At 59.6% G+C, this 23,079-nt stretch carries 21 protein-coding genes; 10 read left to right on the top strand and 11 right to left on the bottom strand.

Going from position 1 to position 23,079, the window contains the following annotated elements:
* Position 1 precedes the first annotated feature (1 nt).
* The gene (locus ACOQOY_RS09350; protein WP_420585171.1) at positions 2–1,099 is read right to left on the bottom strand and encodes a glycosyltransferase 61 family protein; all 1,098 of its coding nucleotides are present in this window, start codon (positions 1,097–1,099) and stop codon (positions 2–4) included.
* A gap of 252 nt (positions 1,100–1,351) precedes the next feature.
* On the opposite strand from ACOQOY_RS09350, the gene sucC reads away from it, so the two are divergent.
* The 9 genes from sucC to lpdA all read left to right on the top strand — a co-directional run bounded on the left by sucC (position 1,352) and on the right by lpdA (position 12,276).
* A complete protein-coding gene (gene sucC / locus ACOQOY_RS09355) occupies positions 1,352–2,545 on the top strand; it encodes an ADP-forming succinate--CoA ligase subunit beta (RefSeq protein WP_420585172.1) in 1,194 nt (397 codons plus the stop codon).
* A gap of 301 nt (positions 2,546–2,846) precedes the next feature.
* Positions 2,847–3,728, top strand: coding sequence for a succinate--CoA ligase subunit alpha (sucD, locus tag ACOQOY_RS09360; RefSeq protein ID WP_420585173.1), 882 nt, complete (start codon positions 2,847–2,849; stop codon positions 3,726–3,728).
* 238 nt (positions 3,729–3,966) lie between these two features.
* The gene (locus ACOQOY_RS09365) at positions 3,967–4,539 is read left to right on the top strand and encodes a hypothetical protein (protein ID WP_420585174.1); all 573 of its coding nucleotides are present in this window, start codon (positions 3,967–3,969) and stop codon (positions 4,537–4,539) included.
* A gap of 9 nt (positions 4,540–4,548) precedes the next feature.
* Entirely contained in the window at positions 4,549–5,091 is a 543-nt protein-coding gene (locus ACOQOY_RS09370; protein WP_420585175.1) for a DUF805 domain-containing protein, read from the top strand.
* The gene (locus tag ACOQOY_RS09375; RefSeq protein ID WP_420585176.1) at positions 5,088–8,045 is read left to right on the top strand and encodes a 2-oxoglutarate dehydrogenase E1 component; all 2,958 of its coding nucleotides are present in this window, start codon (positions 5,088–5,090) and stop codon (positions 8,043–8,045) included. The genes ACOQOY_RS09370 and ACOQOY_RS09375 overlap by 4 nt, the downstream gene beginning before the upstream one ends.
* Before the next feature lie 3 nt (positions 8,046–8,048).
* Positions 8,049–9,569, top strand: a complete 1,521-nt coding sequence (odhB, locus tag ACOQOY_RS09380; RefSeq protein WP_420585177.1) for a 2-oxoglutarate dehydrogenase complex dihydrolipoyllysine-residue succinyltransferase — start codon at positions 8,049–8,051, stop codon at positions 9,567–9,569.
* Positions 9,570–9,571: 2 nt separating this feature from the next.
* The gene (locus ACOQOY_RS09385; RefSeq protein ID WP_420585178.1) at positions 9,572–9,841 is read left to right on the top strand and encodes a hypothetical protein; all 270 of its coding nucleotides are present in this window, start codon (positions 9,572–9,574) and stop codon (positions 9,839–9,841) included.
* Positions 9,842–10,407: 566 nt separating this feature from the next.
* A complete protein-coding gene (locus tag ACOQOY_RS09390) occupies positions 10,408–10,818 on the top strand; it encodes an MAPEG family protein (RefSeq protein ID WP_420585179.1) in 411 nt (136 codons plus the stop codon).
* A gap of 69 nt (positions 10,819–10,887) precedes the next feature.
* Positions 10,888–12,276: a dihydrolipoyl dehydrogenase gene (gene lpdA, locus ACOQOY_RS09395; protein ID WP_420585180.1), complete on the top strand. Its 1,389-nt coding sequence runs from the start codon at positions 10,888–10,890 to the stop codon at positions 12,274–12,276.
* Between the two features lie 47 nt (positions 12,277–12,323).
* Here the strand turns inward: lpdA and ACOQOY_RS09400 are convergent, their stop codons facing one another.
* The 5 genes from ACOQOY_RS09400 to ACOQOY_RS09420 form a co-directional block, all read right to left on the bottom strand.
* Positions 12,324–13,373, bottom strand: coding sequence for a sterol desaturase family protein (locus tag ACOQOY_RS09400; protein WP_420585181.1), 1,050 nt, complete (start codon positions 13,371–13,373; stop codon positions 12,324–12,326).
* 85 nt (positions 13,374–13,458) lie between these two features.
* Complete coding sequence (locus ACOQOY_RS09405) at positions 13,459–14,064, bottom strand: pyridoxamine 5'-phosphate oxidase family protein (protein ID WP_420585182.1); 606 nt, start codon at positions 14,062–14,064, stop codon at positions 13,459–13,461.
* Positions 14,051–14,791: a lysophospholipid acyltransferase family protein gene (locus tag ACOQOY_RS09410; RefSeq protein ID WP_420585183.1), complete on the bottom strand. Its 741-nt coding sequence runs from the start codon at positions 14,789–14,791 to the stop codon at positions 14,051–14,053. The genes ACOQOY_RS09405 and ACOQOY_RS09410 overlap by 14 nt, the downstream gene beginning before the upstream one ends.
* The gene (locus ACOQOY_RS09415) at positions 14,791–15,690 is read right to left on the bottom strand and encodes a cell division protein FtsX (protein ID WP_420585184.1); all 900 of its coding nucleotides are present in this window, start codon (positions 15,688–15,690) and stop codon (positions 14,791–14,793) included. The genes ACOQOY_RS09410 and ACOQOY_RS09415 overlap by 1 nt, the downstream gene beginning before the upstream one ends.
* Positions 15,687–16,364, bottom strand: coding sequence for a cell division ATP-binding protein FtsE (locus ACOQOY_RS09420; RefSeq protein WP_420585185.1), 678 nt, complete (start codon positions 16,362–16,364; stop codon positions 15,687–15,689). The genes ACOQOY_RS09415 and ACOQOY_RS09420 overlap by 4 nt, the downstream gene beginning before the upstream one ends.
* Positions 16,365–16,546: 182 nt before the next feature.
* Between ACOQOY_RS09420 and ACOQOY_RS09425 the strand changes: the two genes are divergently transcribed.
* Entirely contained in the window at positions 16,547–17,323 is a 777-nt protein-coding gene (locus ACOQOY_RS09425) for a zinc-ribbon domain-containing protein (protein ID WP_420585186.1), read from the top strand.
* A 17-nt stretch (positions 17,324–17,340) separates the two neighbouring features.
* Here ACOQOY_RS09425 and ACOQOY_RS09430 read toward each other — a convergent pair whose 3' ends face one another.
* The 5 genes from ACOQOY_RS09430 to argH all read right to left on the bottom strand — a co-directional run bounded on the left by ACOQOY_RS09430 (position 17,341) and on the right by argH (position 23,058).
* Complete coding sequence (locus ACOQOY_RS09430; protein WP_420585187.1) at positions 17,341–19,884, bottom strand: TIGR02302 family protein; 2,544 nt, start codon at positions 19,882–19,884, stop codon at positions 17,341–17,343.
* A gap of 36 nt (positions 19,885–19,920) precedes the next feature.
* Positions 19,921–21,186, bottom strand: a complete 1,266-nt coding sequence (gene lysA / locus ACOQOY_RS09435) for a diaminopimelate decarboxylase (protein WP_420585188.1) — start codon at positions 21,184–21,186, stop codon at positions 19,921–19,923.
* Positions 21,187–21,251: 65 nt separating this feature from the next.
* A complete protein-coding gene (locus ACOQOY_RS09440; RefSeq protein ID WP_420585189.1) occupies positions 21,252–21,401 on the bottom strand; it encodes a hypothetical protein in 150 nt (49 codons plus the stop codon).
* An 86-nt stretch (positions 21,402–21,487) separates the two neighbouring features.
* On the bottom strand, positions 21,488–21,670 hold the full coding sequence (locus ACOQOY_RS09445; protein ID WP_420585190.1) for an argininosuccinate lyase: 183 nt from the start codon (positions 21,668–21,670) through the stop codon (positions 21,488–21,490).
* Positions 21,670–23,058, bottom strand: a complete 1,389-nt coding sequence (gene argH / locus ACOQOY_RS09450; protein WP_420585191.1) for an argininosuccinate lyase — start codon at positions 23,056–23,058, stop codon at positions 21,670–21,672. The genes ACOQOY_RS09445 and argH overlap by 1 nt, the downstream gene beginning before the upstream one ends.
* Between the last annotated feature and the right edge of the window lie 21 nt (positions 23,059–23,079).

Consider the following 23,079-nt stretch of genomic DNA (forward strand, 5'->3'; position numbering starts at 1 on the left):
GTTACGCCGATCTTCTGGCCCTGATCTCTCTCAGGAAATCCCTGCGTTGATCGGCGTTCAACATTGTTTGCCCATCCGCCAGACCAGCACATATCGACGCTTGTTGGACGGATGGGTCGGGCCTGTCCCACCCCAGCGACCGGTCGATCAGCCCGACATTTTCGAGGTCGGCGCCCAGTTTGTCGAAATCCAGCACCGAGACCGAAAGGTGATCACTGCGGACAGGCGGCCAGAAAACATCACGGATCGCATCGACAATATGCGGCCCCCGCCCTGTCCGGTCGATCAGTTGGCTGGAGATTAACGGCGGCAGGCTTTCGCGCCGTTTGATGACTGCACAGTTTTGTTCCGGGCGATTCATCAGCGCATACAGGTGCAGCGCCGAACCTTCGGCGAATATCAATTTTCCCGCCGAGCGGAACAGATGTGTTTGCTCGGCAAGGCCAAGCGTTTCCGGTGCAACAATGCGGTACCCTTGCCGCCGCAACTGATGCTCAAGGTGATCTTCGCAGGCATAGCGCCCGACATTGTGGCCCAGCCCGCTGCGGGTCACGTATAGCTTCAAGTCCGAGTCAATGTCCTGGGCAACCGGCAGCCGGCCATCCAGCCATGTATAAAACCCCGGCAGGCCCTGCCCGCCATATCGTTCTCCGAAAATGTCAGGGCAGGTGTAGAGTTCTTCAAAAGTCGTGTCCGTTCGCGCAAGCAGGAACTCACCGGAAAACCCAAGCCATCTGAGAACCGACGCGGTGTGGCGGTACTTTTCCGGCTCTTCCGATCTTTTGGGGATGAACAGCAATCGGGTCTCAGGGGGCAGATGTTGCAACGCCCACAACCGACCCAACGAGTTTATCAGGACATGGCCAAATTGCTCCAACGCCAGTCCCGCGAACAGAACTGGCCCCTGCACCCTCTTTGCGCCGGGTTGCGCTGGCGGGGTTTGGCAGGGGGGCGTGCTCAACTGCCCCGATACGATGTCGCCATTGGGCATCACCCTTCCGTCCGGACGGTAAAAAGCCTGCGGGCGCTCGGTTCTTGAAGACCGCTCTTCTTCTTTCAGAGTAACCGTTGCAGGACCACTGATGACTGGATTTGTCATTCGGTTTTCTCGATCCTTCATCTGGGTTAGCGTGAAAAATAGAAGCCGTCATTTACTGCTGTCAATTGATCGGACGGGATTTAAAACGCAATTGATTCGTTGCGCTTATACTTTGTGATCACACCCCAAAAACCTGTGATCACAAATAGTGAAAATCTTCAACAAAAAGCCGTGACACGTCAAAAAAGCCTTTAAACTTGCCCCCTAGACACCCCTATAAATGCTTAATCGCAGTCAGACGGGACAATTTCGATGAATATTCACGAATATCAGGCCAAAGCGCTTCTTCGCAGCTATGGCGCTCCGGTCTCCGACGGTCGCGCCGTATTGCGCGCCGAGGAAGCCAAAACCGCAGCTGGTGAACTGGATGGCCCGCTTTGGGTTGTCAAAGCACAGATCCACGCAGGGGGCCGCGGTAAGGGTTCCTTCAAAGAAGCCGACGCCGGTGAAAAAGGCGGTGTCCGTCTGACCAAGTCGGTCGAAGAAGCCGCGGAAGAAGCCAGAAAGATGCTGGGCCGCACGCTGGTCACGCATCAGACCGGCCCCGCAGGCAAACAGGTCAACCGCATCTATATCGAGGCCGGGTCCGGCATCGAGCGCGAACTGTATCTGGCCCTGCTGGTGGACCGCCAAACCAGCCGTATCTCTTTTGTCTGCTCGACCGAAGGCGGCATGGATATCGAAGAAGTGGCTGCTGCTACTCCTGAGAAAATCCTGTCCTTCTCGGTCGACCCCGCAACCGGCTATCAGGCGTATCACGGCCGCCGCATCGCCTTCTCGCTGGGTCTGCAAGGCGCGCAGGTCAAGCAATGCGTCAAGCTGATGAACCAGCTCTACAACGCCTTCGTAGAGAAGGACATGGAGATGCTGGAGATCAACCCGCTGATCGTCTCGGACAGCGGCGATCTGAAAGTGCTGGACGCCAAGGTCGGTTTCGACGGCAACGCGGTCTACCGCCACCCCGACATCGCCGAGCTGCGCGACACGACCGAGGAAGATCCCAAGGAACTGGAAGCCAGCAAATACGACCTGAACTACATCGCGCTGGATGGTGAGATCGGGTGCATGGTCAACGGCGCCGGTCTGGCAATGGCGACCATGGACATCATCAAGCTGTACGGTGCCGAGCCTGCCAACTTCCTGGACGTGGGCGGCGGTGCGACCAAAGAGAAAGTGACCGAAGCGTTCAAGATCATCACCTCGGACGAAAACGTTAAAGGCATTCTGGTCAACATCTTCGGCGGCATCATGCGCTGTGATGTGATCGCCGAGGGCGTTGTCGCAGCGGTAAAAGAGGTCGGCCTGCAGGTTCCGCTGGTCGTCCGTCTGGAAGGCACGAATGTCGAGAAAGGCAAAGAGATCATCAACACCTCGGGTCTTGACGTGATCGCGGCGGACAACCTGAAAGACGGTGCCGAGAAGATCGTGAAGGCGGTTAAGGGCTGATGTTGAGATTTGCCTTGGCTCTAGGCATTGCGGCGCTGGCTGGTTGCGCTGAGGAAGCTGCCTTGGACCAAGGCGGTGTCTCACAAAACCCGGTTTCGCGCCAACCAATTCTGTTTGATTGTCCCGAAGGCCCAGATGCTGACGCAATGCGAGAACAGTCACTCGCGACTGGTCGCTCAGTTTCCTGCAACGATGGAGAGAACACTTGGACAATCGGTGCGCAACAAGAAGCCGCCTAACCTAATGCACTGAACTCGCCAAATGGCGAGTGAAACGATAATTTTCTAAGGAGACTCCTAAAATGGCAGTCCTCATCGACGAAAACACCAAAGTGATCTGTCAGGGCTTTACCGGCTCGCAGGGCACATTCCACTCCGAACAAGCCATCGCCTATGGCACCAAGATGGTCGGCGGCGTGACCCCCGGCAAAGGCGGGATGGAGCATCTGGGCCTGCCCGTGTTCAACTCGGTTCACGAAGCCAAGCATGTGACCGAAGCCAACGCCAGCGTGATCTATGTGCCGCCGCCCTTCGCGGCTGACTCGATCCTCGAAGCGATTGATGCCGAGATGGAAGTGATCGTCTGCATCACCGAAGGCATCCCGGTTCTGGACATGATGAAGGTGAAGCGCGCGCTGGAAGGCAGCACATCGCGCCTGATCGGGCCGAACTGCCCCGGTGTCATCACGCCCGACGCCTGCAAGATCGGCATCATGCCCGGCCACATCCACAAGCGCGGCTCGGTCGGCGTTGTGTCGCGTTCGGGTACGCTCACCTATGAGGCCGTCAAGCAGACCACCGATGTGGGTCTGGGCCAGTCCACCTGTGTGGGCATCGGCGGCGACCCGATCAAGGGTACCGAGCATATTGACGTGCTTGAATGGTTCCTGGCCGATGACGAGACCGAGTCGATCATCATGATCGGTGAGATCGGTGGCTCGGCCGAGGAAGAAGCCGCGCAATTCCTGGCGGATGAGGCCAAGAAAGGCCGCAAGAAGCCGACCGCCGGTTTCATCGCAGGCCGCACAGCCCCTCCGGGCCGCCGCATGGGCCACGCGGGCGCCATCGTCGCCGGTGGCAAAGGCGGTGCCGAGGACAAGATCGAAGCCATGCGCTCGGCCGGTATCGTTGTGGCCGAAAGCCCAGCGCAGCTGGGTGAGGCTGTGTTGGAAGCGATTGGGTAAGATGCTCAAGGACCGGGACATAGCTCTGAGGGCAGCGCCCGGCCGCGGGTGGGCGCAAAGCGCCCGCCCATGGGGGCGGTCGGGCGCTGCCCGGCGGTGCCGCCGGGCGGGTGCAGTATTCGTCGCGCTAAGCACTCTGTGCAGCCCCGTATATGCATCCGGTGAACCGGAAACCGTCCGCGATGTACTGAGCCTGTGTTCTGACCTCGGAAACAACGTTGCGGCGGTTGATGACGAGTTGAAAAATCTTGGCTGGCAGGCTGCTGATACACCGCAAACGAGTTTGAACGTGCTGTTCTGGTCGTTGTTTGCGCGGGACTTCGCAGTCTTTGGCGATGAAGCCCTCGAGCTAATGGCGCTTAGCGACGACCCTGGCACGCAGCTTGGTTATTTGATTGTAAATGCTGACTTCATGGCCGCCTCAATTCTGGGCAACTCTGCGCTGCCTCCGAACCAGCCCGCATATAGCAAAAGCGAGTACCAACTGGCCGTTCTCGGCGTAAGCCTCGGTAAGGGTTATTGCATCATGGCGGGACCCAGCACCATCCTTGACGCCGTAACACAGTTCGACGGTTTTGCAGAAAAATGGCCCGAGGACATGCCAAAGAGCAACCGGGACGGCGTGACAGCCTTGTTTGGAACGTCGGGCAACGCAAAGATCTTTGCCGCCAATCTGGACGAACCGAAACTCAGAACGCTCTATTCGTCGACGACAATCGAGCTCCCCGAATCCAGAAGAACATTCGATCCGCAAATCTTCGATGCTCTGCCACCGGCAGTCATCAGTATCTCTCCCACTAAGCCTCAGTGAGGTAACCCCATGACCTTCTCTGACGCCATCCGCACCTGTTTCTCGAAATTCTTCACCTTCTCGGGTCGCGCATCACGCCCCGAATATTGGTTCTTTTTCCTGTTCATCGTGATCTGGAGCGTCATCGCCGGGATCATCGACTGGCAGTTCTTCACGCAGGTCGCCACGACGCAAACCGATGAGGTGAAACAAGTCACCGCGACGTCCAACCAGCCAGTGCAGCGCATTGTGACCCTGATCGTGTTCATCCCGCATCTGGCCGTCGCGTGGCGGCGGATGCACGATACCGGACGCAGCGGGCTGTTCGCTCTGTTGCCGATCCTGCTGATCCTCGGGGCCTTTGCGACCCTGTTCTTTGGCATCGGCATCGCCTCAAGTTTCCAGCACGGCGGCAATCTGGACATTCTGTTCACCCGTGCCACTTTACTCATCGTCATTCCGACACTCCTGATCCTGTTTGTGTCGCCCCTCCTGGTCCTGTGGTGGCTGACCCGCCCCAGCCAACCAGGCACCAATCAATACGGTCCCAACCCACATGAGGTAGCCCAATGACCGAACATTCGCCCAATTCTGCCTTTCACGCCTCAAGCTTTATGCAGGGGCACAATGCCGAGTATTTGGAGCAGCTTTATGCCCAGTACACCAAAAACCCCGGCGCGGTGGATGCCGCCTGGGCCGAGTTCTTCAAGGCCATGGGGGACGCCTCACCTGATGTTCAGCGCGAGGCTGAGGGCCCGTCCTGGGCGCGCACCGACTGGCCTCCGATGCCAGCGGACGACCTGACCGGCGCATTGACCGGGGAATGGGCAGAGATTGACGCCAAGGCGGCGGGCCAGAAGATCAAGGACAAAGCGGCGAACAAAGGTGTAGAGGTCAGCGATGACCAGATCAAACGCGCTGTTCTTGACAGTCTGCGGGCGCTGATGCTGATCCGGGCTTATCGCATCCGGGGCCATCTGGCCGCCAATCTGGACCCGCTGGGCATGCGCGCCGCCAGCACGCATCCCGAGCTGGACCCCAAAACCTACGGCTTCACCGAGGCCGACATGGACCGGCCAATCTTTATCGACAACGTGCTGGGCCTGCAGATGGCCAGCATGCGCCAGATCGTCGAGATCGTGAAACGGACCTATTGCGGCACTTTCGCGCTGCAATACATGCATATCTCGGACCCGGAACAGGCCGCGTGGCTGAAGGAACGGATCGAGGGGTATGGCAAGGAAATCGCCTTCACCAAGGAGGGCCGCAAGGCGATCCTGAACAAGATGGTCGAGGCCGAGGGCTTTGAGAAATTCCTGCACGTCAAATACATGGGCACCAAGCGGTTCGGTCTGGACGGTGGCGAAAGCCTGATCCCCGCGATGGAGCAGATCATCAAACGCGGTGGCGCGCTGGGTGTGCGGGATATCGTTATCGGCATGCCGCACCGGGGCCGTCTGAACATTCTGGCGAACGTGATGCGCAAACCCTATCGCGCGATCTTCAACGAGTTTCAGGGCGGCAGCTTCAAGCCCGAGGATGTGGATGGCTCGGGCGACGTGAAATATCACCTCGGCGCCTCCAGCGACCGCGAGTTTGACGGCAATAGCGTCCACCTGTCACTGACCGCTAACCCTTCGCATCTTGAGGCGGTGAACCCGGTGGTGCTGGGCAAGGTTCGTGCCAAGCAGGACCAGTTGAAGGACGAGGACCGCACTGCCGTGATGGGCATCCTGCTCCATGGTGACGCGGCTTTTGCGGGTCAGGGCGTCGTGGCCGAGGGCTTTGGCCTGTCGGGCCTGCGCGGCCACAAAACCGGCGGCACGATGCATATCGTGGTGAACAACCAGATCGGCTTTACCACCGCGCCGCATTTCTCACGCTCCAGCCCCTATCCGACGGATATCGCGTTGATGGTTGAAGCGCCGATCTTCCACGTGAACGGCGACGACCCCGAGGCGGTGGTTCATGCCGCCAAGGTGGCGACCGAGTTCCGTCAGAAGTTTCACAAGGACGTGGTCATCGACATCTTCTGCTACCGCCGGTTTGGTCACAACGAGGGCGATGAGCCCATGTTCACCAACCCGATCATGTACAAGAAGATCAAGACGCATAAGACCACGTTGTCGCTGTATACCGAACGGTTGGTCAAAGACGGTCTGATCCCCGAAGGCGAGATCGAGGATATGAAAGCCGCCTTCCAGGCCCACCTGAACGATGAGTTCGAGGCCGGCAAAGATTATAAGCCCAACAAGGCAGACTGGCTGGACGGGCGCTGGTCACATCTGGACAAGAACAAAGAGGAATATGTCCGCGGCGAAACCGCAATTTCACCGGATACGCTGGCAGAGGTCGGCCAGGCGCTGACCCATGCGCCCGACGATATCGCGGTTCACAAGACCGTTGCACGTCTGCTGGATCACAAGAAAAAGATGTTCGACAGCGGCAAGGGCTTTGACTGGGCAACCGGTGAAGCTCTGGCCTTTGGGTCCCTTTTGACCGAAGGTTATCCGGTGCGCCTGTCCGGTCAGGACGCAACCCGCGGCACCTTTAGCCAGCGCCACTCGGGCTTTGTGCATCAAGAGACCGAAGAGCGCTTTTACCCGCTGAACAACATTCGCGAAGGTCAGTCGAAATACGAAGTAATCGACTCGATGCTGTCCGAATATGCGGTGCTGGGTTTTGAATATGGCTACTCGCTGGCCGAACCCAACGCGCTGACCCTGTGGGAAGCGCAGTTCGGTGACTTTGCCAACGGTGCGCAGATCATGTTCGATCAGTTCATCAGCTCGGGCGAGAGCAAATGGCTGCGCATGTCCGGTCTGGTGACGCTGCTGCCGCACGGGTTCGAAGGGCAAGGTCCCGAACACTCGTCAGCGCGTCTGGAACGGTTCCTACAAATGTGCGGTCAGGACAACTGGATCGTGGCGAACTGTACGACGCCCGCGAACTATTTCCACATTCTGCGCCGTCAGCTGCACCGGACCTTCCGCAAACCGCTGATCCTGGTGACGCCGAAATCGCTGCTGCGCCACAAGCTGGCGGTCAGTACGGCCGAGGATTTCACCACCGGGTCCAGCTTCCACCGGGTACTGTGGGATGACGCTCAGAAAGGCAATTCGGACACCAAGCTGGTGGCGGATGACAAGATCAAGCGGGTCGTCATGTGCTCGGGCAAGGTCTATTTCGACCTGCTGGAGGAACGAGATGCGCGCGGTATCGATGACATCTACCTGATGCGGATCGAACAATATTATCCGTTCCCTGCGCATTCGCTGATCAACGAGCTTGAACGGTTTAAACAGGCCGAAATGGTCTGGTGCCAGGAAGAGCCCAAGAACCAGGGTGCCTGGAGCTTTATCGAGCCCAATATTGAGTGGGTCCTCACCCGCATCAAAGCCAAACACACACGCCCGGTCTATGCCGGTCGCGCCACATCGGCCTCGCCCGCGACGGGTCTGGCCAGCCAACACAAAGCCCAACAAGAAGCGCTGGTTAACGAAGCGCTGAGCATCAAAGGAAAGTAAGCGATGACGATTGAAGTTCGTGTTCCCACGCTTGGCGAGTCCGTCACCGAAGCCACGGTTGCAACTTGGTTCAAGAAACCCGGCGACGCCGTGGCAGTGGATGAAATGCTGTGTGAGCTTGAAACCGACAAGGTCACGGTCGAAGTCCCCGCGCCCGCAGCCGGTGTGATGGGTGAAATCGTCGCCGCCGAAGGTGAAACTGTGGGTGTCAACGCACTGCTGGCCACCATTGTAGCCGGAGAAGGGGCCGCGCCTGCCCCGGCGGCAGCTGCACCTGCCCCGGCAGCGGCCCCGGCTGCATCCGGCGGCAGCGTCGATGTGATGGTGCCGACCTTGGGTGAATCTGTGACGGAGGCGACCGTCTCGACATGGTTCAAAAAGGTCGGCGACAGCGTCGCGCAGGATGAAATGCTGTGCGAGCTGGAAACCGACAAGGTCTCGGTCGAGGTTCCGGCCCCGGCAGCGGGCGTTCTGGCCGAAATCGTGGCCCCGGAAGGCAGCACCGTAGATGCCAGCGCCAAACTTGCGGTGATCTCGGGCGCGGCGGCAGGGACCGCTCCGGCGCCCGCAGCAGCGGCTGCTGCCACAGGCGGCAGTGACGTCGGTGGCAAAGACATCGCCAATGCCCCTTCGGCTGAGAAAGCGATGGCCGAGGCCGGGTTGTCCGCTGGTCAGGTCACTGGCACAGGTCGCGATGGTCGGATCATGAAAGAAGACGTGGTCAGCGCCGTTGCGGCGGCCTCTTCCGCTCCGGTCTCTCCGGCACCCGTGGCCCCGGCGGCGGCGGCCCCGGCTCCGCGCGCGCCTGTCGCCGCCGAAGATGCAAGCCGCGAAGAACGCGTGCGCATGACCCGTCTGCGTCAGACCATCGCCAAACGCCTGAAGGATGCCCAGAACACCGCTGCGATCCTGACCACCTTTAACGAGGTGGACATGACCGAGGTGATGGCCCTGCGCAACGAATACAAAGAGCTGTTTCAGAAGAAACACGGCGTAAAGCTCGGCTTCATGTCCTTCTTCACCAAGGCCTGCTGTCACGCGCTGAAAGAAGTGCCTGAGGTGAATGCCGAGATCGACGGCACTGACATCGTCTATAAGAACTTCGTCCATATGGGTGTGGCCGCAGGGACGCCTCAGGGCCTTGTGGTGCCGGTCATCCGTGACGCGGATTCGATGTCTTTCGCAGAGATCGAGAAAGCCATCGCCGAAAAGGGCAAGCGCGCCCGCGACGGCAAGCTGAGCATGGCCGAAATGCAGGGCGGTACGTTCACCATCTCGAACGGCGGCGTCTATGGCTCGCTGATGTCCTCGCCGATCCTGAACCCCCCGCAATCGGGTATTCTGGGGATGCACAAGATCCAGGATCGCCCGATGGCCATCAATGGTGAGGTCAAGATCCGCCCGATGATGTATCTGGCCCTGTCCTATGACCACCGGATCGTGGACGGCAAAGGCGCGGTGACGTTCCTTGTTCGTGTGAAAGAGGCGCTGGAAGATCCGCGTCGCCTGCTGATGGATCTGTGATCATGGCAACGCATGTACTCTGGCAGGCCGACGTGGCCGATTTCGATGTCTGGCTGAAAGTGTTCCGCGAAGACAAACCGATGCGCGAGGCCGCGGGAATCCGCGACCTCCACATCTGGAAAGACCCCGATCAGCGCGACCACGCCGTTGCGATGTTCGAGGTTGCCGATCTTGCAAAGGCGCGCAGCTTTTTCGACTCGGAAGAGCTGGCCATGCATCATGAACGCGGTGGCGTGGCGCATATTCAGGTAAAAGTGTTAGAGCCAGTTTAGCCACTGCTGAAGTAGTGCAGTTGAGGACATCTAAATGGACCGAGTGAGTTAGACATATTTCAAAGTGGGTATGTTCCATCACAACTCGGTACCATTTGGACGAACGGAAGCACAGTTTAGATGCGGGACAGCAAAGTAAACGCAATCAGCCGTTTAAGGCCTGGAGCACGTCCTGGCTTTTTATCACAAATTGCAGGCATTCGGTGTCCTGAATGTGCAACTATCCAACCCTTTTTTCGCATGGAGCAAACGAATCCGGGGAAAGGGCGGAACAAGTTCACTGCGCATGAATGCCATGTGTGTAAACGGCTTCTATTTCTGACGGGAAAAGCTCGGTACAAGCGCTTCTTTCTCATCGGAGCCCCTGTGTTTTTTCTTACCGCATTCTTTGGTAGCTATTGGATAACTCGTGTAGACGGACTCTCCTACTACAATGAGGCACGTCGCGGTTTAGAACCGAATTTTCTGGGTTTTCTTATGCTGATTGCTTTCTTCGTTTTTCCGGGCCAATTGTTCTTGCAAAGGTGGGAAGATGTTGCGGTACTTGTTAGCGAGGATGCGTCCGTATGACCCCGGTACTCACGGCCCTGACCCTTGCAGCGCTGCTACAGGTCATACAGTTCGCTTTGATGGCCATCCCGGCCAATCTGGAACTGGGGCCGGGGAAAACCATGTCCGCCCGCGACCGGGCGCGGCTGGGCGGATCGCTTGAGGATCAGCTGTCGGATGGGACGGCGCGGTTGTACCGTGCCATGAACAACCATTTCGAAGGGCTGATCCTGTTCGCGATTGCCTGCACGGTCGTAACGCTTTCGGGTCAGGCAACGGGTTTCACCGCCGCGTGTGCCTGGGTCTATCTTCTGGCGCGGGTGCTTTATATCCCCGCATATTTCTATGGCTGGAAACCGTGGCGCAGTGTCATCTGGTTCACAGGTTTTTTAGCCACCACCTTCATGCTTTTGGCGGTGCTATTGTGACTCCGCTGATATACAACCGCAGCAGTGGTTCCACCCCTGCGACTGCCCGAATTCTCAAGGAGACCCTCCATGGCAAGTTATGACGTCATCGTAATCGGCGCTGGCCCCGGCGGCTATGTCTGCGCCATCCGTTGCGCCCAGCTGGGCCTGAAAACCGCCGTTGTCGAAGGACGCGAGGCGCTGGGCGGCACCTGCCTGAACGTGGGGTGTATCCCGTCAAAGGCGCTGCTGCACGCCTCGCATCAGCTGCATGAGGCCGAGCATAACTTTGCCAAGATGGGCCTGAAGGGTAAAAGCCCCTCGGTCGACTGGAAACAGATGCAGGCCTACAAGGACGAGGTCATCGAGGGCAACACCAAAGGTATCGAGTTCCTGTTCAAGAAGAACAAGATCGACTGGCTGAAAGGCTGGGGTTCGATCCCCGCTGCCGGTCAGGTCAAAGTGGGCGATGAGGTGCATGAGACCAAGAACATCATCATCGCATCGGGGTCCGAACCATCCGCGCTTCCGGGTGTCGAGGTGGATGAAAAGGTCGTCGTGACCTCGACCGGAGCGCTGTCACTGGGCAAGATCCCGAAAAAGATGGTTGTGATTGGCGCCGGTGTCATCGGGCTGGAGCTGGGCTCGGTCTACAGCCGTCTGGGCGCGGAGGTTACAGTGATCGAATTCCTCAAGGAAATCACGCCGGGTATGGACCCCGAAGTGCAGAAAACCTTCCAGCGTATCCTCAAGAAACAGGGCTTGAAGTTTGTGATGGGCGCCGCGGTACAAAAGACCGAAGCCACCAAAACCAAGGCCAAAGTCACGTACAAACTGCTCAAGGATGACAGTGAACACGTGATCGACGCCGATACCGTACTGGTTGCCACCGGACGCAAACCGTTCTCGGATGGGCTAGGGCTGGACGTTCTGGGTGTTGAGATGACGCCGCGTGGTCAGATCAAGGTCGGCAGCGACTGGCAGACCAATGTGCCCGGCATCTATGCGATCGGGGATGTCACCGAAGGTCCGATGCTGGCGCACAAGGCCGAGGACGAAGGCATGGCCGCCGCCGAACAGGTCGCCGGCAAGCATGGCCATGTGAACTATGGCGTCATTCCGGGCGTAATCTACACTTGGCCCGAAGTGGCCAATGTCGGCGAGACCGAGGCGACGCTGAAAGAACAGGGCCGCGCCTATAAGGTCGGCAAGTTTATGTTCATGGGCAACGGACGCGCAAAGGCAAACTTTGCTGCGGACGGGTTCGTTAAGATTCTGGCGGACAAGGAAACCGACCGCATTCTGGGCGCGCATATCATCGGCCCTGCTGCGGGCGATCTGATCCACGAGGTCTGTGTGGCCATGGAATTCGGCGCGTCAGCCCAAGATCTGGCCCTGACGTGTCATGCCCATCCCACCTATTCCGAAGCCGTGCGCGAAGCTGCTCTGGCTTGTGGTGACGGGCCTATTCACAGCTGATTTACGGAAGGGGCAACCGCGAACCGACCGGGTTGCCCCAATAGTATCTATTCCGCAGGCTCATTGCTCATGGTTTGCGGCTGGTTTGGCTGTCCGGCGGGGCGACGTGCAGGCCGGAACAGACGCCATGCGTCTCGGAACGGCACAAAGTAAAGCTTCATGCAGCTGTCCAGTTCATGACCCTTATCCTTGTCCGTCACACCAAATTTCACATCTCTGTCGTCTTCCGGCATCACGTATGTGCCGAACAACACATCCCAACCCGGGAACATGAACGCAAAGTTCTTGTCCAAATGGTCCGGGTGGCAGCTGTGATGAACGTGATGATGCGCTGGTGAAGGAAAAACCTTTGACCAGATGCCGGGCCACCGCAACCAGATGTGCGAATGGCGAAGGTTGTAGCCAAAGAAATTGAACATGAACATCAGCACCGGCACGCCGAGCAATACTGGCATGCTTGGGTGATAACCCAGAATCCGAAACGCGAGCCCGGTAACGGCCCCAGTGCCAAACCCGATCAATGCCTTGTAGACCAGATTATCAACAGGGTGTTCCCGAAAGTTGGAAATCGGATGCATGACTTCGGCGCTGTGATGCACTTTGTGAAACTGCCACAGCAGAGGGACCTTGTGCTGCAAGTAGTGGATGTAGAATGCGATAAAGTCCAAAATCAAGAACAACACGAACATGAAGGCAACGGTCACGGCAACGCCCTGCCAGCCTTCCAACGGCTGTGCATTCGTGACCTCATGCCCGGTCAGGGCTCCGCTGGCCAGCTTATACCCAAGGGCCGCAGCACCCGCCCACAGGGTAAGCATCAGGAAATGACCGATGAACATGTGGAAAAAGAAATATCTGACATCCAGCCAGGCCGAGGGGTGCTTCCAGACCTTCCTCGGAAACAAAAAACCCAGGAAGCTTTTTGCACCAAACACGTCCAGCGCTTTCTTTCGTCTTACGACATAAATGCCAAACGCGATCAGAACCGAACTTGCCAGATAAAGGACATAGATGCGATTTCCGGGATCAAGCGGAGACATAAGCACGCCGCGGACATGCTCAAAGAACGAACCCAGAAAGGTTTGTAACTGCTGCATCGAGGCCTCCGATTTTTTCGGTATCCTATTGTTGGCCCTTCAATTGTCTACACTCATGTCGATTTCATGGCGAAATGTGGACTGATCACCACATCGTCTTTTCGGCTCGTGCGCCCCAGTCCGCGTCGTATTGCGCGCCGCCCTCTTCACCCTTGCTCGTTTCGGCCAAAATCTCGCCGATCGTTGGCAGGGCAGCGCTGTCATCGCCACAGGTCCAGGTCCGGGCGCGCATCATCGCGCGGGCGCATTGCGTGTAGATTTCGGCAATTTCAATCACAGCAACGGTGGCGGGCTGTTTGCCGTTTTTGTCGAACCGGGTGCGCAGACCTGCGTCGGCGGTTAATCGGGCGGTTCCGTTCACCCGCACTACATTGTTGGAACCCGGCACGATGAACATCAACGACACCCGCGGATCACGCACGATATTGCGCAAGGAATCCAGACGGTTGTTGCCGCGCCAATCCGCCATCGCCAGTGTCTTGGGGTCAAGTTCCAGCACCACCGGGCCGTCATCCCCGCGCGGGCTGCCATCCACACCTTCGGGGCCAACGGTGCTGAGGATGCACAGGCGCGAAGCCATGATCCATTTGCGATAGAGCGGCGTCAGACTATGCGCCACTTTTCGCAACGCGGGTGCGCCCGGAGTGCCATAAAACCCTTCGAGCGTTTCGATATCTTCAATGAACTCCATTCGGGTCAAACCCCACTTCTGTCATCAATGCGTTTGAGCGGGTCTCGATCTCGTTTTCCAGCCGCCCAAGGAAGGCGTCACGTGTGACTCCGGGTTCGATCGGCTCAAGGAAATCAACAATCGCCAGACCGGGCTTGCGCAGGATACCGGTGCGTGGCCAAAAGACACCGGCGTTTGTCGCCACCGGTACGCAAGGAAAGCCCAGCCCCTCATACAGGACGGCAGTACCAACTTTGTAGGGTTTTTGAACGCCCGGCGCGACGCGCGTGCCTTGCGGATAAATCACCAGCTGACCGGGTTCGGTAAACTCCTTGGCGACGTCCTTGACCATCTTGGCCACCGCAGCACCCTTTTTGCCGCGATCGACCGGAATACAGCCAAGGCGACGGGCGTACATGCCGATGACAGGTGTCCACAGAAGCTCTTTCTTCATGATGAACTTGCCATGGGGTATCGCGTCGAAAATCATGATGATGTCGAGGAAGGACTGGTGCTTGGCCCCGATCACCACTTCGTCCACCGGCACCGCGCCACGCACTTCCGAGCGGATGCCGACCATCCAGCGGGCCAGCCAAAGGGTAGTTCGCGCATAGGTTTTGCAGGCCCGCAGTGCACCGCGTTTGGTGAACAGGGCATATGGCGCAAAAACGATGCCCAGTATCAGCATCCACGCATAGATCACGACCATGAAGATCAGCGACCGGACCCATTGAAACGCCATGACCATCACGACAGCTCCTTCAATTTGCGGCTGGCGGCCGTCCAGGTGGCCAGAAAAGCCACCGCCGCGCCCAGCACCGGGATCAACGCTGGCAACAGCCAGCTAAACCCCCGAAATCCCAGTCCCGTCAGAAACCCGCCTGCGTCCGAGGCTTCGGGCAGCAACAGAACGCCGGTCATACCCAGCAGGACGCCAACCACTGCACCAAAAAACGCCCGGTAGGTAAAGCGCCGGACAAAGGCGCGGGCGATGAACCCATCACGGGCACCCACCAGACGCAGCACTTCGATGATCTGAGCGTTTGCGGCCAGTGAGGCGTTGGCCGCCAGCGTAATCATGGCCGCCGTCGCGCCGCCGATCAGCAGGATCGAAACCCATCCCAGCCGCCGCAGCGAGGTCGCTGCTTCTACCAATGGCTCACGCCAACGGGTGTGATCGTCCAAAACCGCTCCGGGAACCTCGGCCCCCAGCCGCAGGCGCAGGCCAGTGGCGTCCATACCGGGTTCGCCTTCGATGATCTCGATCAGTTGTGGCACTGGCAAAGCTTCAATCGGCAGGTCGGGCCCGAACCAGGGCGACAGCAAGGCCGCCTGTTCCTCGGCCGTCAGCGCGCGAGCCGTGGCCACGCCGGGGGTCTGGCTCAGCACGGTCAGCGCAGCTTGGGTCTGGGCCGCAAGCTGGTCGGCAGGAGCATTGATCCGCAAGGTGGCGGCCCCGGCCAGTTCGGTCCCCCAACGCTCGGCCAGCCGACCCGAAGCCAGAGACAGCGCCAGCGCAAACACCGCCAGAAACGCCATAGCGCCTGACACGAACAGGGTCAGTTGCGCCGTATAGCCCGTGGGTGGCACAACCCGGTCGGCCCGGGCGTCGCGCTGCAACAGCTGACGAATGGTGCCCTTGCTCATAAATCTGCCCCCGCCAGTTGCAACCGGCGCTGCGAGATGCGCAGTACACGCGCCTGGACCTGACTTTTAGCGGCGCGGATGAGGCTCAGGTCATGGGTGGCGATCAGCACGGTTTTACCCATCTTGTTCAGCTCGACCAGCAGGCGCAGCAGGCGCTGAGACATCTCCCAGTCGACATTGCCCGTGGGTTCGTCCGCCAGCACCACGTCCGGCGACAGGATCACCGCGCGGGCCAAGGCGGCGCGTTGACGTTCGCCCCCGGACAGTTCGGGCGGCAGCGCATCCAGCCGCGCCCCAAGCCCGACCCAGTTCAGCAGGTCGGACAGATCGCCATGCTGTGCCGCCTCGCCGCGACCCGAGACCATCAGCGGCAGCGCTACGTTTTCGGACAAGGTCATATGATCCAGAAACCGGCAATCCTGATGCACCACACCGATCCGGCGGCGCAGCAGGGCCATCTGATCGCGGTCAAGCCGTGCAATGTCCTGCTCGAACGCGCTTAGCCGTCCGGATGTCGGCAACAGCGCGCCATAACATAGCTTGAGCAGCGTGGTTTTGCCCGAACCGGACGGACCGGTGAGAAAGTGAAACGACCCTGGCTGCAATTGCAGTGAGACGTCGCTCAGCAACTCTCCACCGCCATAGGTGTAGCTGACGTTTTCCAGCTCGATCACAGGGGCCCCCGTTCTTGTTGCAGTCTTCTTGCCCGAGCCCGTTGGCGGATTCAATGCCTGTAGCGGGTCGAATGGGTGACAGTTAAGCGATCAGGCCGAAAACACCCTTTGCTGCGGGGTCTTAACCGAATATCATTCCCGAAAAAACTATTATCGGGTCGATGGATCGACCAGGAGGCAGCATGCGTCTTACGTGTCCGAATTGCAGTGCCCAGTACGAGGTTCCAGACGAGGTCATCCCAGAGGAAGGCCGCGACGTTCAGTGTTCCAATTGTGAGAAGACCTGGTTTCAACCCAAACACCCGGAACAGGAAGCAGCCGAGCCAGCGCAACCTGCGGCACCGGAACCTCAGGTTGAAGAGCCAAAGCCAGAGCCTGCCCCGGCCCCCAAGGCCGCGGAAGAACCGACCCCAGAGGCGAAGGCCCCTCCCGCGCAGCAACCTGAGCCTGAACCAGAACCCGCCCCTGAGGCACCTGCCACCGGGAACATAGACCCCGCCGTTGCCAGCATCCTCAAGGAAGAGGCTGATCGCGAGGCAGAGTTGCGCAAGCAGGAAGGCGGCGGGCTTGAGACCCAGCCCGATCTGGCGCTGGACGCCCCTGCGGAACCCGACACTGACCGTGCCATCAAGGAACTGACAGCCAGCGAGACCGCCGCTGATGCAGGCCTTAAGGATGCCTTGCCAGATGTCGAGGCGATCAACTCAAGCCTGCGCAGTGATGATGCGGCCACAAGCGCAGAAACCGTTGAGCCCCTGCCCCGGAAATCGCGTGGCGGCTTCATGCGCGGCTTCGCGCTGATGCTGATTGTCGGCGTTATCCTGATGATGGTTTACGGCAATGCCCGGCAGATCGGCGAAGCCGTGCCGGCAGCCGAACCGATCCTGAAGCCTTACGTGTCTCTGGTTGATCAGGCACGGCTGTGGCTTGAGGCGCAGGCAGGTGCCGGGCAGAACTGATTCAGAGAAGACTGCGATTAGAACCGCTCAAGCAGACGCTTGAGGTATTCCAGTTCGATCTCGGGCCGATCCGTTTCGCCGGTGCGGCGGCGGATTTCGTCCAGCAATTCCCGCGCGCGGCGATAGACATCTTCGCCCTGCAACAGGTTGTCATCGGTCGAGATTGACCCGTTCGCGCCGGGGCTACGGCCCAACGGATCGCGGTTGTTGGCCTGCATGTCGCCTTCCTGTGAGCCCTGCCCCGGTTGGTTCTGCTGGTTCTGGGCCAACGCCTCACCCAATGAACGCATGCCTTCACGCAGGGCTTCCATTGCCTCGGACTGGCGGTCAATGGCTTCGGCCAGATCGTCGCCGCGCAGCGCCTGTTCAGCTTCGTCCATCGCCCGACCCGCGCGGCCCAAGGCGTCACGTGCAGCCTCGCCTTCAGGCGTTCCGGAACCGGGCAGGTTCTGTTGCTGTCGGCCAAGCTCATCCCGCAAGGCCCGCTGACGATCCGCTAGCGATCCCTCACCCTGCTGACCTTCACCCGCCTGATCCGAGCCCTGACCCTGACCGCCTTGTCCCTCATGGCTCTGTCCACGGCCCTGACCGCCATTGCGACCTTCATTGCCCTGACTTTCGCCGGACTGCGCACCGGGGTTGAACTGTTCCTGTAAATCGCGGAATGCCTGATCGCTGAGGCCCTGTTGTTCGCGCAGAGTCTCGGCCAGCCCCTCCATCGCCTGTTGGCCCTCGGACTGCTGGCCCTGACCCTGACCTTGGGTGACGCGCATGTTCTCCATCATCTGCTGGAACTCTTCCAACGCCTGCTGCGCTTCGGCCATGCGGCCCTGTTCCATCAGTTCCTGAATGCGGTCCATCATGCGTTGCAGATCGTCCTGCGTCATCTGCATGGACTCGCCGTTCTGGCCCGGCTGGTTCTCGTCGAACTCGCCATTTTCCTGGGCCAGCCGCTGCAACTGTCGCATGTAGTCCTGCGTCGCCTCGCGCAGCTCCTGCATCAGTTCGGCGATTTCCTCATCCGTGGCACCATTCTTCATCGCCTCGGACAGACGTTCCTGCGCCCGGCGCATACGCTCTAACGCGTCGGCCAGCGTCCCCTCTTCGATCAGGATTGCCAAATCCCAAAGGGCCTGCGCAATCTCGGCCTGCTGTTCCGGTTTCAGACCGTATTCGTTAAACATTTCCAACCGACGCAGGGTCACACGCAAGCGCAGATAAGCAGTGTCCGAACGGAAGAACCCTTCGGGCAGATGCGAGACCGCCCGCAACAGCTGCGCCACGCGCGGGCCGTTTTCCCGCGTCCAGAGCAGGTCGCGCCGTTGTTCGATAACAGCAGCTGCCAGCGGATCAAAAAACCGCCGGGCCGGAAGTGACGTCATGAAAGGTTCGGACTGGCTTTGCTGATCTGCCGCATCCCGCGCCATCAGTGTGATTTCAACCGGCAGATGCGCCCACGGATGCTCAGAGAAATCCTCGATCAGGTCCTCGGTGAAATCCGCCCGATCCCCGGTGATCGGCATCGGCAGTTCAACCTCAATCACCTCGCGCGGTTCGGGTTGGGCGGTCAGGCCATAGCGGCGGTCGACCGAGAGCAGATCCAGCGCGATCACTGCTGTGCCGGAAACAATGCCATAGTCATCCTGTGCCGCAAAAGGCAGCTTCATCTGACCACCCGCCTCAGCCTCTGCGCGGCCGGTCACGGCGATCTGAGGGGACATGTCCGGCAGCACATTCAGCGCCCACTCGCGCCCCAACGGCCCGCCAATCACGATCTGCCCCGAACGGTCCGCTACGAAATCCTGTTCCGGGTCTGTCGCACCTTCGGCCCCTAATGGCGATGTGGTCTCGGTCAGATTGTGGGCGCCAACCTCGCCGTAGAAACGCAGGGTAATGCGGCTGCCTTGCGGAACCGACAGGATCGGGCCGGACTGATCCGCCAGATACAGCGTCGGCAGGCCGGTATAACGCGGCGGTTCTACCCAGCCCTCCCAGCTGGGCCCCTGTCCGGCCACAGCCGCGCCGGGTGCCATCTCGGCCACAGAGCCAATGCGCCAGAATGAGCCGAACAGACCCGCGATCACCAATGCCAGCAAAGCAGAATACCGCAGCGCATAGGGATCACGATCGGCCAACCGCAAATCGGGTTTGACCGGCTCTGCCTGCGCGGCCCTTTTTGCCATACGAGTCTGGTGCGCACGCCACAATGCCACCGAGTCCGCATCCATCGCGCCGATGGCCTGATCGTCCATCAACGCCTGAATCGGACGCCCCGGCAGGGATTCGTCCAGCCGCATCAGCGCCTCAGCCCGTTTGGGTAAATGGAATCGCCGAATGCCCCAGATCAGTGCAACCAACAGTGCAATCAGCGCCGCAACGCCGACGCCCCAGACCATTTCGACCCGGACGTGATCCTGCAATCCCAGCATCAAAGCAGCCAGAATCACCATGAAAATCGAGAAAAACGGCCAGAAAGCGCGCAAAACCTGCTCGGCCAGCATCCCTGCATGCGTCAGCCACAGGGACAGTCTCGGGATTGGCAGGGTCTGTCTTGCGGTCAAGGCGGGCCTCCTGAACAGGCCCGCACGGTCATCGCGTCAGAGCCACTCAGGTATGGTATCGCGGTTTATGATTTCGTCAAAGCTTGGGCGTTCACGAATAACTGCAAATTGATCCCCATGCACCAGAACCTCTGGGATCAGAGGGCGGGTATTGTACTCGCTGGCCATCACGGCACCATATGCCCCGGCACTGCGGAAGGCGACCAGATCACCCGGTGCCAGCGGCGGCATGTTGCGCTGCTTGGCAAAGGTATCCCCGGATTCGCACACGGGACCAACGATGTCATAAGTTTGCTGTTCAGCACCCGGCTCAGGCTCTTTTACGGCGACGATATCGTGATACGCCTCGTACATCGCAGGGCGGATCAGGTCGTTCATGGCCCCGTCGAGGATCAGAAAATCGCGGCCCTCGCCGGACTTCACATAGATCACCTTGCTGACCATCAAACCCGCGTTGCCCGCAATCAGGCGGCCTGGTTCGATCTCGATCTCACAACCAAGATGGCCCAGCGTCTTCTTGATCAGCGCACCGTATTCCACCGGCAGCGGCGGAGCATCGTTGGCGCGGGTATAGGGAATGCCCAAGCCGCCGCCCAGATCGAGGCGGCGAATGTTATGCCCCTCGGCGCGCAACTGTTCGGTGAGTTCGGCGACCTTGGTATAGGCCAGCTCGAACGGTTCCAGCTCGGTCAATTGCGAGCCGATATGGACGTCGATCCCGATCACTTCCAGACCCGGCAGGGTGGCGGCATGGGCGTAGACCTCAGAGGCACGGGCAATTGGGATGCCGAACTTGTTTTCGGACTTGCCGGTGGCGATCTTGGCGTGGGTCTTCGCGTCCACATCCGGGTTCACCCGAACGGTGATCGGTGCGACGACACCCAATTCCAGCGCGACCGCGTTGATCACCTCCATCTCAGGCTCGGATTCCACGTTGAACTGGCGGACACCGCCGGTCAGCGCAGTTCGGATTTCGTCGGCGGTTTTACCAACGCCTGAGAATACGATCTTGTCGCCCGGAACGCCTGCCGCCTTGGCGCGCAGATATTCTCCGCCCGAAACCACATCCATCCCAGCGCTCGCCTGCGCCAGCGTCTTCAGGATCGCCTGATTGCTGGCCGCCTTCATCGCGTAACACACCAGATGGTCGGTGCCCTCAAGCGCGTCGTCGAACAGCTGGAAGTGCCGCAGCAGAGTCGCGGTCGAATAGACATAGAACGGGGTTCCGACCGCAGAAGCGATCTCGGAGATGGGAACATCCTCGGCGAAAAGCGCGCCGTCGCGGTAGATAAAGTGATCCATGACTGCGCGCTTAGACCAAAACCGCAGGGCGGATCAATGGATTCCGCGCATGCTGCGGCGTTCGATCAGTTTGTGACCGAAACGCCAACCCGACCATAGCCCGAGATCGAAATGCCCGACCCGCTGGGTTCAGGCGCAGGTTCCGGGCGTGGAGAGGACGAAGGTTCGCAGGCCGCCAGCACGGCGAGGGACAGGATCAGGCCGAAAATTCTCATTGTATCGTCAATCTTTAGGGTATCGGCGCAAGGCCGGTTCACCCATGCACATGGGCATGTTTTGCACGAATTGCAATCCGTTTGATTCAGCGCCCGAAATAGATGCCCAACCCACCCGTTCGCAGGCCAATGCCGCCTCCGACATAGGTGCCACTGCTGCCAACACCGATATTGGCGTTCATGGTCGGTTGAATCGGTTCGCCATCGGCTCCGCAAGCCGCCAGAGAGAACCCTGCGACGACCAACAGCCCCACACGAAGGATTTTCATCACACCAGTGCCTTCCACCGCTTGATCTGGGCACGCACCTGATCCGGCGCCGTGCCGCCATAGGACTGGCGCGAGTTTACCGAATTTTCGACCGTAAGGACAGAATAGACATCGTCGGTGATATCTGCGTGGACCGATTGCATGTTCTCAAGCGTCAGGTCCGGCAGGTCACAGCCTTTGTTTTCGGCCATAGCCACCAACGATCCGGTGACGTGGTGCGCATCGCGGAACGGCAGGCCCAAAACGCGGACCAGCCAGTCGGCGAGGTCTGTCGCAGTCGAAAATCCTGACCCCGCCGCCGCTGCAAGGCTGTCGCGGTTGGCGGTCATGTCCTTGACCATGCCTTCCATCGCCGCCAGCGCCAGCATCCAGTTATCGGCAGCGTCGAAGACCTGCTCTTTGTCTTCCTGCATGTCCTTGGAATAGGCCAGCGGCAAACCCTTCATGACCATCATCAGCGCTGTGTTGGCCCCAAAGATGCGCCCCACCTTGGCGCGGATCAGCTCTGCCGCGTCGGGGTTTTTCTTCTGAGGCATGATCGAGGACCCGGTCGAGAAGCGATCCGAGAGCGTCACAAACCGGAACTGGGCCGAAGACCAGATCACCAGTTCCTCAGCAAAGCGCGACAGATGGACGGCGCAGATCGAGGCGGTCGACAGGAACTCCAGCGCGAAATCGCGGTCGCTGACCGCATCCAGCGAATTGGCGGCAGGGCGGTCAAAGCCCAGCGCTTCGGCCGTCATTTCGCGGTCGATAGGGAAGGACGTGCCAGCCAGAGCGGCGGCCCCCAGCGGGGATTCGTTCATCCGGGCACGCGCATCCCGGACGCGGCTAAGGTCGCGGCCAAACATCTCGACATAGGCCATCATGTGATGCCCCCATGTCACCGGCTGCGCCGTTTGTAGGTGGGTGAAACCGGGCATGACCCAATCCGCCCCGGCCTCAGCCTGTGCTAGAAGCGCGCGGATCAGGGCCAACAACCCGGATTCCGCCGCATCCAATTGATCACGGACCCAGAGTTTGAAATCGGTCGCCACCTGGTCATTGCGCGAACGCCCAGTATGCAGGCGGCCTGCGGGCTCACCAATCACCTCTTTCAGCCGCGCCTCGACATTCATGTGAATGTCTTCCAGAGCGGTCGAAAACTGGAATTCTCCGTTCTGGATTTCTGACAAAACGGTGAGCAGCCCTTCCCGAATGGCCTGCGCATCACTATCACTTATGACGCCTGTGGCGGCCAACATGGCGGCATGGGCGCGCGAGCCTGCAATGTCCTGGGCTGCCATCCGCTGATCGAACCCGATCGAGGCATTGATCGCCTCCATGATCGCGTCTGGACCGGCGGCAAAGCGGCCGCCCCACATCTGGTTCGAAGATTGATCGGTCATGTAAGAAAACCCGGAGTTGAT

The sequence above is a fragment of the Ruegeria sp. genome (assembly GCF_965221235.1).
Classification (GTDB): domain Bacteria; phylum Pseudomonadota; class Alphaproteobacteria; order Rhodobacterales; family Rhodobacteraceae; genus Ruegeria.